15 protein-coding genes and 1 pseudogene are annotated in these 15,616 nt (G+C 45.5%); 7 read left to right on the forward strand and 9 right to left on the reverse strand.

The features are described 5' to 3' along the window. Window positions 1-10 precede the first annotated feature (10 nt). On the forward strand, window positions 11-526 hold the full coding sequence (gene infC, locus MHB46_RS06400; RefSeq protein ID WP_341161877.1) for a translation initiation factor IF-3: 516 nt from the start codon (window positions 11-13) through the stop codon (window positions 524-526). 60 nt (window positions 527-586) lie between these two features. Beyond that, window positions 587-1,036, forward strand: a pseudogene (locus MHB46_RS06405) (kanamycin nucleotidyltransferase C-terminal domain-containing protein); the annotation flags it as partial. A 42-nt stretch (window positions 1,037-1,078) separates the two neighbouring features. Here the strand turns inward: MHB46_RS06405 and MHB46_RS06410 are convergent. Then, window positions 1,079-1,204, reverse strand: a complete 126-nt coding sequence (locus MHB46_RS06410; protein WP_341161878.1) for a hypothetical protein — start codon at window positions 1,202-1,204, stop codon at window positions 1,079-1,081. A 199-nt stretch (window positions 1,205-1,403) separates the two neighbouring features. Here MHB46_RS06410 and MHB46_RS06415 point away from each other — a divergent pair, with 199 nt between their 5' ends. Then, the gene (locus MHB46_RS06415) at window positions 1,404-1,952 is read left to right on the forward strand and encodes a hypothetical protein (RefSeq protein WP_103048183.1); all 549 of its coding nucleotides are present in this window, start codon (window positions 1,404-1,406) and stop codon (window positions 1,950-1,952) included. 106 nt (window positions 1,953-2,058) lie between these two features. Here MHB46_RS06415 and MHB46_RS06420 read toward each other — a convergent pair whose 3' ends face one another. Further along, window positions 2,059-2,442, reverse strand: a complete 384-nt coding sequence (locus MHB46_RS06420; RefSeq protein WP_025723972.1) for a DUF423 domain-containing protein — start codon at window positions 2,440-2,442, stop codon at window positions 2,059-2,061. Between the two features lie 219 nt (window positions 2,443-2,661). Here MHB46_RS06420 and MHB46_RS06425 point away from each other — a divergent pair, with 219 nt between their 5' ends. The 3 genes from MHB46_RS06425 (at window position 2,662) to MHB46_RS06435 (ending at window position 5,802) form a co-directional block, all read left to right on the forward strand. Then, entirely contained in the window at window positions 2,662-3,135 is a 474-nt protein-coding gene (locus MHB46_RS06425) for a hypothetical protein (protein WP_069291559.1), read from the forward strand. A 32-nt stretch (window positions 3,136-3,167) separates the two neighbouring features. Next, window positions 3,168-4,019, forward strand: a complete 852-nt coding sequence (locus MHB46_RS06430; RefSeq protein ID WP_341161879.1) for a DegV family protein — start codon at window positions 3,168-3,170, stop codon at window positions 4,017-4,019. A 157-nt stretch (window positions 4,020-4,176) separates the two neighbouring features. Further along, window positions 4,177-5,802 (forward strand): S-layer homology domain-containing protein, encoded by a 1,626-nt coding sequence (locus MHB46_RS06435; RefSeq protein WP_341161880.1) that lies wholly within the window; start codon window positions 4,177-4,179, stop codon window positions 5,800-5,802. A gap of 69 nt (window positions 5,803-5,871) precedes the next feature. On the opposite strand, the gene MHB46_RS06440 is transcribed toward MHB46_RS06435, so the two are convergent. Then, window positions 5,872-7,461, reverse strand: coding sequence for an amidohydrolase (locus MHB46_RS06440; protein ID WP_341161881.1), 1,590 nt, complete (start codon window positions 7,459-7,461; stop codon window positions 5,872-5,874). A gap of 51 nt (window positions 7,462-7,512) precedes the next feature. Continuing rightward, entirely contained in the window at window positions 7,513-8,205 is a 693-nt protein-coding gene (locus MHB46_RS06445; RefSeq protein WP_341161882.1) for a 4'-phosphopantetheinyl transferase family protein, read from the reverse strand. A gap of 227 nt (window positions 8,206-8,432) precedes the next feature. On the opposite strand from MHB46_RS06445, the gene MHB46_RS06450 reads away from it, so the two are divergent. Then, entirely contained in the window at window positions 8,433-9,899 is a 1,467-nt protein-coding gene (locus tag MHB46_RS06450) for an RICIN domain-containing protein (RefSeq protein WP_165176063.1), read from the forward strand. A 109-nt stretch (window positions 9,900-10,008) separates the two neighbouring features. On the opposite strand, the gene MHB46_RS06455 is transcribed toward MHB46_RS06450, so the two are convergent. The 5 genes from MHB46_RS06455 to MHB46_RS06475 form a co-directional block, all read right to left on the reverse strand. Next, entirely contained in the window at window positions 10,009-10,524 is a 516-nt protein-coding gene (locus MHB46_RS06455) for an acyl-CoA thioesterase (RefSeq protein WP_165176065.1), read from the reverse strand. Window positions 10,525-10,624: 100 nt separating this feature from the next. Beyond that, a complete protein-coding gene (locus MHB46_RS06460; RefSeq protein WP_039269838.1) occupies window positions 10,625-11,173 on the reverse strand; it encodes a helix-turn-helix domain-containing protein in 549 nt (182 codons plus the stop codon). Between the two features lie 242 nt (window positions 11,174-11,415). After that, window positions 11,416-12,987 (reverse strand): glycoside hydrolase family 32 protein, encoded by a 1,572-nt coding sequence (locus tag MHB46_RS06465; protein WP_341161883.1) that lies wholly within the window; start codon window positions 12,985-12,987, stop codon window positions 11,416-11,418. Window positions 12,988-13,085: 98 nt separating this feature from the next. Continuing rightward, a complete protein-coding gene (locus MHB46_RS06470; RefSeq protein WP_341161884.1) occupies window positions 13,086-14,705 on the reverse strand; it encodes an ABC transporter substrate-binding protein in 1,620 nt (539 codons plus the stop codon). 18 nt (window positions 14,706-14,723) lie between these two features. Further along, the gene (locus MHB46_RS06475) at window positions 14,724-15,605 is read right to left on the reverse strand and encodes a carbohydrate ABC transporter permease (RefSeq protein WP_013309484.1); all 882 of its coding nucleotides are present in this window, start codon (window positions 15,603-15,605) and stop codon (window positions 14,724-14,726) included. Window positions 15,606-15,616: the final 11 nt, after the last annotated feature.

Raw genomic sequence — 15,616 nt, forward strand, 5'->3', positions numbered from 1 at the left:
CTACATTTACGTGGCAGTATTAATCAACGAGCAAATTAAAGCTGACGAAGTGGTACTCACTGGACTCGCAGGGGAGAAGCTCGGCGTTGTCTCCAAGTCAGAGGCCTTGGCCTTGGCCCGATCCCAAGGGGTGGACCTGGTCTGCACTTCACTGATGAGCAGTCCACCGCCCTGTAGTTTGGTCGCAAAGGGCAAAGGAAAAGCGCTGGCGCAAAAAGAAGCCGCAGCAAGCAAAACGAATGTCGGTCGAGCCGCAAGAAACAGCGGCAAAGAAAAGGTCAAGGAGCTTCGCTTCACTGCTCATATTGAGGAGCATGATTACGACACGAAGCTGCGTCAGGCAGACAAACATCTTCGTTCCGGCAAACCGGTGCAGTTGGTCGTTAAAGCGTCTGGTGCAAAAGAAGCACCTGTCGCCAAAGCGGTACTAGAGCGGTTACTAGTCGATCTGAAGGAAGCTGGAGTCAAGGATACTGGAATCCAGACGGGCGGCAAGGGCTCACAAGTGAAATTAAGCCCTCGCTGAATGGCAAATCCGTAAATTGGACAAATCACTAAGACCGTAGGAAGCAGAGGGAGATCACTAATGGACATGAATGGACCTGTCAACATTTCTCGAAGTGAGAGACTTCAGACTTGCCACGAAATAGCTGCGAGGTTACATGAAGTATACAGAGACAAAATTCTGGCTATAGGGATCTATGGATCTGTTGCCAAAGGTACTGACGGCCCTTTTTCGGACATTGAAATGTTTTGCGTACTGAGTGAATCAGACGGCCCTGTAGAATTTAGCCATGAATGGTCGGCGGGCCCCTGGAAAGCTGAGGTGAACGTCTGTAGTTCAGACATTCTTCTTAAAATTGCCTCTACTGTTGAGGGCGATTGGCCGTTGACACATGGACCCTTCTTTTCCCCACTTCGTCTGTATGATCCTAAAGGCTTTTTTTCTATATTAAAGGAAGCGGCCGAATCCCCAACAAAGGAAGATTTCAGGTATGCCATCAACGAAGTGCTTGTAGGTGAAATGTATGAGTTTAATCGAAAATAAAATTGCTTTAATTGCGCTTACTATAATTTATCATGTTTTTGATAGGCCAAGTCCCCCTTCATTAAGGGGGATTTTACTTTTCTTCTGGATGGATGAGACTGCTTCGTTATATTTTTCCACTGTAATATATTTAAAATTTAAATTACTTGATTTCACCCCCTACCTCCTTTATTCTCTGTATATGTAACTCTGGCTTTGCTTATCTGAGAAAATTTTACGCATAGGGCTTTATATAGATTTTATTTTTGTTAATATCCAACAACAGGGCCTTAGGCACTATGATAGATTACGTTTTAATGATATATTGATAGGTACTATAAAAGACTAATTACCCATGGCTTGGGCTGGAGGATGTATGAAAAAGGAATCAAATCAAGACGAAACCAGTTATTTATTTAATGTAGATGTATTAGTTAAAGGCCGTTCGAACGTTGAGGCCCTTCAGTTCCTGCTTAATCTCTTGAGCCAAAATGAGCAAATTGCGGATAGCCGGATTCAATCCGGTATCGAACTTGGCAATTTAATTGAAGCTGCACTGTACCTAAAAAAACAGTCAGCCGTGAATAGCCCATCTGATGCAGCCGCTACGCTCGCGGAAAAATTCTCTAAAAAGAAATCAGCCGCAATTACGAACAAGCCACCAGTCGTTCAAGAGATCAAACAATCCCACGTACAGCCAAAGCCTGCAACACAACAAGACCTTAGTACGTATGAATGGATCAAACGCTATATACATGATAATACGCTTGTACGGTTAATCGTGAACCGCTATGGCGGACAGCGCAGCATTCCTTGCCGCATCCTCAATCTGGATCATGATAATAGCCTGCTGAGTGTGTATCATGTGGATGAGAAGCAAGTGTACTCCTTTAAAATGAATGAGATCGATGAAATCACATCGTAAATGTAAATACTTCACAAAAAAACGAAGCATGAAAAAAGAGAACGGTCAGGAAAAACATGACGTCTTTCTTGTCCATTCTCTTTTTTTGCATTATCCGAAAAGAACTCTAATCCTCTTTCTTCAGACCCATGGCAGCCCATGCCAGCAATATCCATCCTGCAATAAAACACACGCCTCCTAGAGGGGTAATAGCCCCCAGCACACGGATTCCGGTCAAACTTAGCACATACAAGCTACCAGAAAACAAAATGATACCTGTCAATAACAGACGCGCTGCCCATCTTAAACGGTTGGAAGGACCCCACTGTCCGGCAGCCAACGCAATGATCAGCAAACCGACAGCGTGAATCATATGATATTTCACACCTGTTTCATACACGGCCAAAGCATCCGCGTCGATCCGGGCTTTCACAATATGTGCCCCGAACGCTCCAATGGCTACCGCCAACATCATCATTATAGATCCCACAAATATCCATTTTCGTTGCATGTTTGTGTACTCCTTTTCATCTCATCCTTTTAGCCGAATGTTCTTCTTATTTTATCGAAACCGTATGAAGTTTACCAGCCAGCGTGTGTGAACAGACCGCATACAGAATCGGATGATTAGACCCTGCCTTTTGAAGGGTAATGTGTAGGATGGCTTGCTTTTTTGTTTATTTTGTGGAAAATTAGTACCTGTTCGGACTATGTTCAAGGAGTGGAAAAAATGAGTTACCAAGATCCTAATTTGCAAAAACCTGCTGCGTCTGAGGAGCACCCTGTTTTTTCAGAAGCTCCTGTGTTTCAGCCTCCGGTCAAGCTCAAACATTCCGGTCCCGGAATTGCTTCTTTTATTATGTCGCTTGTCAGCCTGATCGGATATATTATTCTGGCTATTATGGTCATTAATCTGCTGGCTCATTTCAGCCAATACCAAACGTTGAACCCGGAAGTCGCTCTACAGCAAACCGGAACGGTACTGCTTCCTTTTATTTTTTTAGGCAGCCTGTTGCTGAATTGTAGCGGACTTGTGGTCGGTATCATTGGAATTGCGTTAAAAAACCGTAAGAAAACCTTTGCTATTACAGGCTTAATCATTAATGCACTTATTATTGTAGGCTTTATTGCTCTTCTGGCCATCGGCCTTTCCGTTCCAAATAGCACAGCGGATATCTATCCTTCCTCCGTGCAATCTTTATAATTTTTCTGCATCACACAGAGAGGATTCAATGTATGAACAAAATTAAAATTTTTGCCGACAGTACCAGTGATGTTCCTGCTCACTGGCGTCAACAGTACGAGATTAGCATTGTGCCATTGTATACAGTATTTGGTGATGAGGCATTGCAGGATGGGGTGAACATTCACCCGGAACAATTATTTCAACGTGTAAGCCGCGAGGGACATTTACCGCGTACCGCCGCACCTTCTCCGTCGGATTTTATTCAAGCCTTTGCGCCCTACATAGAACAAGGGGACGACATTTTATATATCAGTCTGTCTTCCGAGCTATCATCTACGTACCAGAATGCGCTACTCGCTGCCTCTGAATTTCCGGAAGGCCGCGTTACGGTTTTTGATTCCTTGAATTTATCGTGCGGCTTTGGCCTGCTTGTGATGAAAGCTGCTCGTGCGGCAACCAACGGCAATACGATAGAGCAGATTGTAGACATGTTGACGAAAACCAGGCCGCTAATAGACACGGAATTTGTCATTGATACACTTGAATACCTGTATAAAGGCGGAAGATGTTCAGGCATGCAAAACCTGATCGGCAGTCTGCTCAAAATTCGTCCGGTGATCAAAGTGATTGACGGAAAAATGACGCCTGCCTACAAAGTCCGCGGCAAACGTGAAAAAGCTTTGGATCAGATGCTGCAAAATGCACTGAATCAACGAGATCAAATGGATAACGATATCATTATTGTCGTGCACGCTTTGGCCGAGGATGATGCGCTGATGCTGCAAGCTCGCTTGAAAGAAGAAACGAACGCACAAGAGGTACTGCTAACTACAGCAGGCTGTGTCATTTCCAGTCATTGTGGTCCACAGACCATCGGTATTATGTATGCCAAAAAAGCATAGTTTATCCAATATCAAACCCGTTGCCGCGTAGGTGGCGGGTTTTTTGGTGTTTTTCCAGCAATTTAGCAATGAATAACCTTCCTCTTTTTGATAGTATTATTCGTCGAGTAACGATATATGAGTCTACAATCTATCATAAAAAAGAAGGTTATTTGGTATGAGTTCCAAACGATCACGTTGGTTAACCAGGCTCACCCTTTCAGCAACTGCAGCCATCACAATATTCACAACATTCACTTCATACTTAGCTGCTCCAGCAGCAGCATCCGGTGCTACGTTCCAAGATATTGCACACAGCTATGCCTATCAGTCTATTATTTCCCTGCATGCTAAAGGAATTTTGAACGGTACACAACCTGGTTACTTCTCTCCTAAAAAGGCTGTTACCAGAGCCGAATGGGTTACCGCACTGGACCGTACACTCGGTCTGGAGCCTGTACAAGCGGCCGTTTCCTCCTACCGAGATGTTGCCAAAAAGACGTGGTACTATGGATGGATTGAAGCGGCTTCTCAACTCAATATCGTTCAGGGGGGAACGTCTGCCACATTCCAACCTAATAGTCCTATAACCCGTCAAGAAGCGGCCTTGATGATCGCACGTCTCATCCGCTCTTCGGGCGGATCAGGAGATGCTACTTCCTCCTTCACAGATACTGGCGAAATTGCAGATTGGGCCCTTAATGCGGTAACCACCGTAAATCGTTACGGCTTTATGAAAGGTGAAAGTAACTATTTCCGTCCTGCATCCTCTCTGACCCGTGAAGAAACAGCAGTATTGCTGGAACGACTGCTAACGTATTCAACAAAGCATGCTAACCAAACTGCTTCCACCGCTTCTTCCATCCGAATAGGCTGGCAATATGATCAAACCGTTCAGCAGTTTGAAAATACGGTGCTCCAATCGAACATCAACACCCTATCACCACGTTGGTTTTTTCTAAATGAAACAGGTATTATCAGCGATTATACCAATTCGTCGCTGCTTGCCTGGTCCAAACAGCATCATAAAAATATCTGGGCGATGGTAGGCAACCGTTCCAACCTGGCACTGACGCACCAAATTCTGTCCAGTGAGGTTCTACGAAATACAACTATAACTCAGCTTGCTAATGCCGTATCTGTATACGGTTTTAACGGGCTTGTCATTGATTTTGAAAATGTAGATGGTCAGGATCGTGCCAATTTAACATTGTTCGTCCAACAATTAAAAGCTAAGTTGAAGAGTCAGAATACGGTACTGGCGATTTGTGTATCCCCTGATTACGGAACGGACTGGACTGCCGCGTTTGATTATAAACAGCTTGGCGCTGCGGCAGACTATCTGATCCTGATGGGATATGACGAGCATTGGGGAGGTAGCTCGATCCCCGGCTCTGTGTCCTCACTGCCATGGCTCCGTGAAAGCGTGCGGCGTTTTGTACAAACCACCCATCCGGAGAAAGCGATCTTGGCGTTGCCATTATTTACACGGAACTGGACGCTTAACGCTAGCGGAAAGTCAATCGCTTCCTCTGATATTTCACTAGATCAGCAAAACCAGCTCGTATCCCGTTCCGGCTCCAAACCAATCTGGAATGAGGATATTCAGCAGTATACCGTGTCTTACAAGGACACGCAGCTTCATAAGCTGTGGCTCGAGGAAGGACGATCCTTCACTCGTAAGTATCGCTTGGGACAGGATGCTGGGTTTGCTGGCTTCGCCTACTGGTATCCGGGCGGAGCAAGCTCTGATCTGTGGTCCAGTGTAAAAAACGCAGACCGATTTATACAGCGTGGTTTATAAAATACGAAGCCTTCAACCTCACATGAAAAGTGAAGTTGAAGGCTTTTGGCATATATACTTATCCCCAGCCTATGACCGATATGCAACTTTCCCGTTTACAACTGTCATTCGTACCTTAACATCAAGTAAAGCTTGCGGGCTTTCCGATACATCACGGTCAATGACTGTAAAGTCAGCGGCTTTCCCTTCAGCTATCGTCCCTCTTTCATCAGCCTCACCGGCTGCTACTGCGCTTCCTGTGGTAAACAAATGAATGGCTTCATGTACATCCAGCTTTTCAGCGGGAAGATAGCCCTCATGCATTTCTTCCGGCTTGGCACGAGTCACTGCCGCATGAATACCAAGAAAAGGGTTTAACGGCTCAATCGGCGCGTCACTACCTCCAGCACATGGAATGCCTGCTTCCAGTAGCTTTTTCCAGGCATATAAATATTCAGTCCGTTCTTTCCCCACCCGATCCAGTACCCAAGGGAAGTCACTTGCGACAAAACGGGGCTGGATGTCCACGATCAGCGGCAGCTTCGCCATTCTCTTGACCAAATCACCCCTAAGCACCTGTCCATGGATCAGGCGGTCTGGCAAACCGCTTTCCTCCGTGAGCGCATGAGCCTCCATCGCTGTCAAAATCATGTGCGCCGCCCCATCCCCTATGGCATGCACAGCCACCGGATAGCCTGCGGCTCTGACCGCAGCCACCATCTGATTCAGCTCTGGCTGCGGTTGGATCGCCATTCCACAGGTATGTGGAGCATCACTATAAGGTTCGGATAATAATGCCGTTCTTCCACCAATAGCGCCATCGGCAAACATTTTTATCGCACCGATTTTAAACCACTCATTTCCGGTACCTGCACGCAGCCCTTGCACTTTCGCTTCTTCCAAAAATGGATGATAGATGAGCTGGTGTGTGCGAAAAGGAAGACCTTCTTCCCTCAGCTCCCTGTAAATTCGCTGCATCGTCTCCACGCTGCCCAAAAAACGTAAATCCTCTGTGTGCGCAGCAGTCAAACCAAGCCTCAGCGCATCCGTACAAGCCCGCCGAATCATATCCTTCTTAACCGAATAATCCGGCTCTGGCTGCACGCTAGTAAAGGCAAAGGATGCTTCCTCATAAATCAATCCGTTCAACCGTCCATCTGCATCTCGCCCATAGGCTCCCGAAGCCGGGTCAGGGGTGTCCTCGTTAATACCCGCACGTCGAAATGCCTCTGAATTGGCCAAGAACGTATGAAAGCACGTACGAGTGAGATATACCGGATGCTGATCTGTAATGGCATCCAGCTCGGCTATATCCGGTATTTCAACAGGAATAAACGCATTTTCATTCCAGTTGAGTCCTAAAATCCATTCTCCCGGCGGTGTTACAGCGACCCGTTTGCGCAGCATAGCCAGCATCTCTTCCTTGGAGGTAGCTGATGTTAAATCCAGCATAGCCAGCTTCATACCATGCATAGACAAATGCATATGTGAATCGGTTAAGCCTGGCAGTACATAGGCGTCTTCCCAATCCACAGTTTCATATTCCTTACCGGACAACTGTAATTCAAGCTCCCGAGCATACCCGATAGCCTGTATCCGTCCATGCTGTACAACGATGGAGTCTCCTTTGGAAGCCCACTCCCCATACAACCGGCCGTGCTTGAACAAAACGAATGTCAACGCCACTCATCTCCTTTTTTCAACTATACGCATATCCACTTCATATTACGCCTATGTTGCCACTTCCAAGCGCAGTGTATTTATATCTATCTGCTGCACCTGCTGGGCAAATTGGTCATGAGCTGCACAGACAGCCATTTTATAATCCTGATCCAGCTCATACTGCTTAAAATGACAATACTCGGTGGTAAAGCCCTCTGTCGTGAAGCCTATGAATGGTTGTGCCTTTAGCTCAAATGAAAAAGACTTCAACGGTAGGGTTAGTCCCTGCCCCTCGGCCTTGACAAAGCTTTCCTTAAGCGTCCATAGATCGTAAAAATACGATAAGCGGCTGTCTGCGTCCTGACGCATTAACGCATTATACTCTGTGTCTGAAAAGCACACTCTACCTACCTCAAAATCAATAGGACGGAGCTGTTCAATGTCAATTCCAAGCGGGTGATCATCAATAGCGCATACCACCCATTTTCCCGAGTGAGAAACATTAAAATGGAATGTGGGTGCATTGATCAAGGAAGGCTTACCGAATGCATTGTATGTAAATTGAAGACTGGCATTAGATACCTTCAATTGCCGGCAGGCCAACCATCTTAGCAGCACATCGGCATATAAGCCTCTCAAAGCATCTTCCCGATGTAAAAAACGATCTAACTTGTGCTGCTTTTCCAGCGAAACCTGATTTACCAGTGATTCGTAATGCTCCTCAGCCTCCGGCTTGCTCGTATCAATCGCGTATATTTTCATGGTTGCCTCCTGTATACCTAATGAATATCAGCCAGTTTGTAACACTCACCGTTCGATGGAAGTCTGTTAGATATGGATGGCGTGTGCCGTGTACATGGTCAATATACTACTCTAGCACTTTCAATTCAATATGGATACAATTGGGATAAGTAGCTCTATTAAAACTACTTCATAGAGTCCATTAATGAAAGCGCTTTAAAATAACACATACAGAGGAGGACGAAACAATGAAATATGATTTTGCCCGCTTGCTGTGTATTATGCTCTCTATTTTGCTGACGTTGAGCATTTTTCAGATGTTTTCACCTAAGATCGCTTCAGCCGCTTCAGCGAATGTTGTGAATGGCATTCAGTTTAAAGATACAGATGGAAACGTGGTCCATGCCCATGGGGGTGGTATGATTAAAGTAGACGGTTACTATTATTGGTTTGGTGAAAATCGTAATCCCAACGGCACGTTCAAGGCGGTATCCGCCTACCGTTCCTCTGATTTAAAAAACTGGGAGTTTCGTAAAAACGTACTGACCAGCAGCTCCGCCGTAGAGCTGAATGTTTCGAATATTGAACGTCCGAAAGTGATTTATAATGAAAAAACACGTAAATACGTATTATGGATGCACAAGGAGAATGGGGTTAATTACAACGAGGCCCGAGTGGCTGTCGCCTCTTCCGATACGGTGGACGGCGATTACACGTATCAGGGCAGCTTCCGTCCTCTGGATTACGATTCGCGCGATATGACCGTATACAACGATAACGGTACAGCTTACCTCATTTCGGCTACCCGGGTAAACGCAGATCTGAACATTTATCGTCTGACACCGGATTTTCTGCAAGTTGAATCGCTGGTGACTACACTTTGGCCTGGACAATATCGTGAAGCTCCGGCGATGTTCAAAAAAGGAGACGTCTACTTCCTGATTACATCCGGGGCAACGGGCTGGAATCCCAATCAGGCCAAGTATGCTACTGCATCCAGCATTGAAGGAACCTGGAGTAATACGATAAACTTCGGGGATGGTACGACATATGGTTCACAGTCGGCTTACGTGATCCCTGTTGAAGGTGCCCAGACAACTTCATACCTGTATTTGGGCGACCGTTGGGCGGGTGCGTGGAGCGGTCCTGTGCAGGATTCTCAATATGTATGGTTGCCACTGCGTTTTCCAACAGCGACTTCATTAGCCATGGATTGGTTCGACAGCATTAATATTGACACCGCCAGTGGTGTGGTCGAGGGGATAACGACGCCAATTGCCATTGATCCGGATGACTATTATCAGCTAGTGAATCGCAAGAGCAATAAGCCACTAAGCATTATTGGCAATGCAACGACGGACGGCGCAGATCTGGAGCAGCGTGCAAATTCCGAGGCAGCAAACCAGCAATGGCAGCTCAAGGATGCAGGCAGCGGATATTATAAAATTATGAACCGCAACAGCGGAAAGCTAATTGGTGTTGAAAGCGGTACGACAGCAGACGGTACAGTTATTGAGCAGTGGAGCGACGGAGGCTGGTCCAGTCAGCATTGGCAATTAGTATCCGTAACCGGTGGTTATTACAAGCTGAAAAATCGGGCAACCGGCAAACTGATCGATATTTCTGAAGGCGCCACCGCCGATGGAGCTAAAGCCATTCAATGGGGCGATAACGGTGGGACAAATCAGCATTTCCGTGTAGTTAAAGTAGAATAGCTCAAATTATTTTCAAAAGGAGCCGTATTCCAAGCAGATCATGGTCGACTGCTAACGGAAAAGACGGCTCCTTTTACGTAAAACGATTAAATTGATAATCTCTAGTACGTTACAGTTCCCACGGATAATCTGTTGTCAGAAAATTAGCCAGCTGCTTGCTTTCTTCCCTCCGCTGACGCCGTATGGCTGCGCGTGATGGAGCCGTCTGGTGCAATTGTAACTGCTCTTCTGTTTCTGGAATCACCTGCGGCACGGTCACTTTACGGTTGTTCTCGTCCAATGCCACAAAGGTCAGGAAGGCGGTGGCTGCGATTTTTCGGTCGCCAGTCATCAGTCCTTCACGAATTACCTTTACGAACACCTCCATCGAGCTACGGCCTGTCCAAGTTACGAACGCTTCCAGCGTGACAGAATCACTCGGATGGATAGGTAGCAAAAAATCCACCGAATCCGTAGAGGCTGTAACTGTGTTCGTACGACACAGCTTAGCAGCTGCAATAGATGCGATATCGTCGATATACGACATCAATCGGCCGCCGAAGAGCGTGTTATGATTGTTGATATCGTTGGGAAATACTCGGGACGTCTTGAAGCAGTAGGTTTCTCGGATGTACTTGCTTTCCATGGGTTCTTTCCTCTCTTTTCCTCGTTGCTCTCTTTTTATATCTCAGGATTTTGCAAAATCCTGATGTGGAAGCCTGTTTTAGACTATGCTAATCATCCCACTAATCCGCATAATAAATCAATACATAAAAATCGGCATCCTCTTCCGAATCATTGCGGTAGGTATGTATGTCAGATACTTGAAATTGCACGGCATCCCCTGCACTCAGCTTGAGCTGTTGCCCCTGCATTTCAAAGTACATTTCCCCACGGATCATGAGAATCGTTTCCTCTCCCAGATGCTTCTCTGCCTGGTGTGTAAAGCCTGGCTTCAGGCTTACCGTGAACACCTCAAACTTCTTTTCAGCGTGATACGGGAATACAGGGTAGACAAAATAGTTACCGTCTTCATCAATAACTGGATGCAGGTCTTCCCTCCGAATCTTCGTGATTTGCGGCGGGTCTTCTTTGAGAAAGGTGGAGAAGGATACATGCAAACCGTTCGCAATTTTCCAAAGGGTTGTTACCGTAGGATTGGATTTCCCCTTCTCAATCTGAGCCAGCATCCCTTTGCTGACCCCTGTCAGTTCAGCCACCTTATCCAAACTTAATCCTCTAGTCTTCCTGATTTGGGCCAAATTAGAGCCAATAATATGCTGCATTGAATCCACGGATGTTGCCTCCTTGTATCCAAAAGTCTATATAAGAAGAATACACAATTTAATCGAGAGAGGTTCATTCGAACATGAATCTACAACTAAGTCTTAACAGACTTATTGCTATCTAGCTTACACAAACTCATTATCTTATCCAATATAAAAAAGTGTCAAATTGAAAAATCAATTTGACACTCGCTACTCAATGAGTTCCTTCGTGAGATAATTAAAATTTGAATGATATCAATAGTTAACGTCTAAACATTCTCATTTCCCCAAATGCTTACCAGATCATTGATCTGAAGCGACACGACCCTTAGTTCTCCACCAATGGCGTAGAGTTCTAGACCCTTACTTTCGAAGTCCGGGAAAATCATGTCTGAAATGATTGCTTTTCCATGATTTCCGAAGACTTCGACACTTGACCAATCCAGATAAATGCTCAACTGTATCCTCTCATGCTCTGGCTTCATAGTGGCCTTGTGTATTGCTGTGAAATCGGAATGAAAATCAGTGGCGCTCGACTTCGTCCGATCGACGAACAATTCCTCATTCGAGATATTATATCCGATGATCGTCTCTTGATTGGCGGACTTCCGTACTTTAAACCCGAATTCCACGGCAGTACCGATTTCAAATTCTGCAATAATTTCTGCCTTGGCTGCGGAAATATCAGACAACACGTTCATACCTGGCTTAATCGTCAAATCTTGCAGAGACAAAATCGGTTTTCTTAGCTGACTTAATTCATTTATGGGTGTTTGAATTAGGCGAAGTCCTTCCGGGTAAGTCCTTAGCTGTAGCTCCCGGGGAATTGATGTCTTGCCACGCCATTCCTTTGAAGGAAGCGTGGTAGCATAACGCCAATTATTCATCCAGCCGATCCAAATTTTCCGTCCGTCTTCGTTCGAAATGCCATTCCAGGACACGGCCGCGTAAAAGTCTGATCCATAGTCTACCCATTTGATAGTATCGATAGATTCCAACGCTTCATCTGGCGTGAACGACTTACCGTCAAAGCTGCCTACGAAATACATCATGCCAGAACCGCCTGCCGGTGGTTCCGGATCGTCTGGATTCACACCATTTCTATCCCCGACGCTTAGCATCAGAATCCACTTCGTGGTATTAGAATCCTCATCCACTTGGATTCGAAATATATCAGGACATTCAAATATCCCTCGGTGGATATGCGGAATGTCGGAACCGAATTCGCTTGCAAAAGACCATTCTTTCAGGTTTGGAGATGTGTAAAATTCTACACGGTCCCTTACGGCAAGAACCATGATCCACATTGATGATTCATCATGCCAAATCACCTTCGGATCACGAAAGTCTAGCGTGTCCGTTGGAAATAAAACCGGGTTACCTTCATATTTTGTCCAGGTTCGACCCTTATCCTTGCTGTAAGCAATGCTTTGCACCTGCGGCTTTCCAGGCTGAGCCTTGTTGCCCTCATTCGTATAAATGGCAACCAATCCTGATCCTTCCTCGTCGAAAAATCCGCTGGTATTGTTCTTATCCACCACCGCACTCCCCGAGAAGATCGCTCCGTCCTCCCCAGGTGGAATTGCCGGTGGAAGCTCAGTCCAATGCACTAGATCCTTGCTTACCGCATGCCCCCAATGCATGTTGCCAAAATCAGGTTGCGTATCATGGGGGGTATGCTGGTAGAACAGGTGGTACTCTCCTTCAAAGTAAACCATGCCGTTGGGATCGTTCATCCAATTTTTCTCCGGTGAATAATGAAATTGAGGCCTGTACGTCTCACTATAGTTACTTTTTCTCTTTCTGCCGCTATAGTCGTCCGTTAGGTTTAATTCTTTCATAGTATCCGCTCTCCTCTTGATTGTTGATAAGGTATTTAACATAATAATTTGAGCTTGCTCGTTTGCAAATGAATTTGAGATACTACCATTTAAATGTCTCAGCCTTGATCTTTAAGATATCTATCATAGCCTTTTTGTTTGATTTCCAGCCATTTATCTAGCCCCAGTCTGGACAGCTCGGCTTTATATTCGGCCCATTCTTCTTCCACTTTACCCGTCTTGATCCATTCCGCCCGCTTGCGGTTAACGTAAGCAAACAAATCGGTTTCCAATGTGGAGATCTGCTTCTGATCCTCCAGCGAGAAGAAGACTTTCGGGAAATTATGGTCAGCCTTCATATAAGGAACGAGTCTTTCCTTTATAAGCTTAAGCCGTCCCACTGCATCATCGGGCTTGGTCGTTACTTTTCCGTAATACTCGTCAAGAATTGCCAATGGACCGCCGATATTCGTTTTTTGTCGCAGCTCGACAGGGGCCGTTCCCTTAAGCGGAAGATGCTTCAGCATATGACTCGCTTCATCGTATTCAAAAATGTTCTGCTGAGTTTTGTCGCCGTAGGTGCCCCAGTTGTCCTGTACGGACTGGATAGGATCATACAGTTGGTCAATCCATTTTGCCGTAAGCTCAAGATTTTTGTTGTCACTGGTGATCACCATTCTCCCCCGGTCAAAGCCGAGATTGTTCGTGCGGGTCACATTGACTTCACCGCTTGGCCCGGCGAGCGGATTCATCAATTCATATTTATCGTTATCTCCTGAGATGTTCGCCTTATCCCATTGAAAGTAGAGACCATATTTTTCATTCTGGCCTTTGGCCAGATACGTATTGTAATCCTGCTCGAATGACTCTTCGTCGATCAGGTTCAGCTTATACAGCTCATTAAGATATTTAATCCCCTCTTTATAACCATCCTGATCGGCAGTGAAGACCACTTTCCCCTCATTGGTCACTACCGTATGATCGCCGTTGTCCCCAAGACCGAATGATCCGAACAGAAAATTCAGGTCCTCATTGCCGTTATTGAGCATAAAGGACAGCGGGATTTCATCCGCTTGGCCATTTCCGTTAGGGTCGCCATTTTTAAATGCGAGCAGAACTTTTTTTAAATCCTCGGTGGTTTTTGGCATTTTAAGTCCCAGCTTTTTCAGCCACTCCACATTGATCCATGGCATGTCGTTTACAGAATGAATGCTCTCCTTCTCAGAACCCAGTTCTTCAATCCAAGGAAAGGCATAAATGTGCCCGTCCTGTGCGGTTATCATGGATCTGTACTCAGGTGCTTCCTTCAATACCTTCTGCAGATTCGGCATATATTTTTGAATCAAATCCTCTAAAGGGATAATAGTTCCATCCTTTCCGAGATTCAACAAATCGTAATCGGAATATCCGGCATCCAGTATGGCATCTGGAAGATCTCCACTGGCAACAGCAAGGTTTCTTTTTTCAATGAAGGAATCGGAGGTGAAGTTGGTAAAATCGATATGCACCCCTGTTTTTTCTTCCAGTCTTTTATAAATCAACTTTTCATTTGGATCGGAAGGTGCCAGCGGCGAGCTTTGAGTCATAAAATGCAAAGTAACTTTCTCTTTAAGCGGCAGAGTAACATTTTCCAGCTTGTAATCTTCGGATGCCGCAGAATTATTGCCTGAACCTCCACATCCGGCAAGCAGTGAAGTAGAAAGTACCAACACAGACAAGGTTAGTAATGTTTTTTTCATCTCTATTCCCCCGATTTGTTATTTGATCGAACCTACCATGACACCCTTTTCGAAATACTTCTGGAAGAATGGATACATGACAATCAAAGGCAAACTTGATATGACAATGGCAGAGTACTTAATCATTTCAGACAATTTCTTAAGCTCCGCTTGTGCCATCGCATCGGCAATCATGCCGGGCTGAACCTGATTCTGTATCAAAATGGAGCGCAGTACTAGTTGAAGCGGAAACAGCTTCGGATCATCCAGATAAATCATGGCGTCGAAATAAGAATTCCACTGTCCGACAAAAGCGTACAAAGCTAGAACAAAAATAATAGGCTTGGAAAGCGGCAGGACGATTTTAAAGAAAATACTGAGCTCGGAAGCTCCGTCTATACTCGCCGCCTGGAACAGTTCTTTCGGAAGTCCCTGGAAATAAGTCTTTGCCAGAATAATATTGAATACGCTGATCGAGCCGGGCAGAATAATGGCCCAGACCGTATTCAACATGCCTAAATCCTTAATCACCAGGTAGGTAGGAATCAGACCGCCACCGAAAAACATCGTTATCAGGAAAAAGATCATAATGGACCGTTTCCCTACCAACTCTTCAATCGCAAGCGGATAAGCCGCGAAGACGGAAAATAATACGGTTGCGAACGCAAAGGCTGCTGAATAAAAAATAGCATTAAAAAAACCGCGGATCATGGCACTGTTGCTTAGGATTTTGGCATATCCCGTGAGTGTCCAGTCTGATGATGTAATGGCAAACCCTTTGGTAATCAGGGTATTTGGAGTTAAAAAGGACGAAAGCACCACATAAACCAGCGGTAACAGAATAGCGAGAACAAACAAACCAAGTAGAATATAATTGATGATGAGCAGAATCCGGTCCTTCCCGGTGTAATGAATATCCATAAATACCTCCT

The sequence above is a fragment of the Paenibacillus sp. FSL H7-0703 genome (assembly GCF_038003485.1).
Taxonomy (GTDB): domain Bacteria; phylum Bacillota; class Bacilli; order Paenibacillales; family Paenibacillaceae; genus Paenibacillus; species Paenibacillus polymyxa_B.

Coding starts and splice junctions, on each gene's coding strand:
- MHB46_RS06415 (WP_103048183.1), top strand. CDS start 1,404: ATGAAAAAGGAATCAAATCAAGACGAAACCAGTTATTTATTTAATGTA.
- MHB46_RS06420 (WP_025723972.1), bottom strand. CDS start 2,442: ATGCAACGAAAATGGATATTTGTGGGATCTATAATGATGATGTTGGCG.
- MHB46_RS06425 (WP_069291559.1), top strand. CDS start 2,662: ATGAGTTACCAAGATCCTAATTTGCAAAAACCTGCTGCGTCTGAGGAG.
- MHB46_RS06430 (WP_341161879.1), top strand. CDS start 3,168: ATGAACAAAATTAAAATTTTTGCCGACAGTACCAGTGATGTTCCTGCT.
- MHB46_RS06435 (WP_341161880.1), top strand. CDS start 4,177: ATGAGTTCCAAACGATCACGTTGGTTAACCAGGCTCACCCTTTCAGCA.
- MHB46_RS06445 (WP_341161882.1), bottom strand. CDS start 8,205: ATGAAAATATACGCGATTGATACGAGCAAGCCGGAGGCTGAGGAGCAT.
- MHB46_RS06450 (WP_165176063.1), top strand. CDS start 8,433: ATGAAATATGATTTTGCCCGCTTGCTGTGTATTATGCTCTCTATTTTG.
- MHB46_RS06455 (WP_165176065.1), bottom strand. CDS start 10,524: ATGGAAAGCAAGTACATCCGAGAAACCTACTGCTTCAAGACGTCCCGA.
- MHB46_RS06465 (WP_341161883.1), bottom strand. CDS start 12,987: ATGAAAGAATTAAACCTAACGGACGACTATAGCGGCAGAAAGAGAAAA.
- MHB46_RS06470 (WP_341161884.1), bottom strand. CDS start 14,705: ATGAAAAAAACATTACTAACCTTGTCTGTGTTGGTACTTTCTACTTCA.
- MHB46_RS06475 (WP_013309484.1), bottom strand. CDS start 15,605: ATGGATATTCATTACACCGGGAAGGACCGGATTCTGCTCATCATCAAT.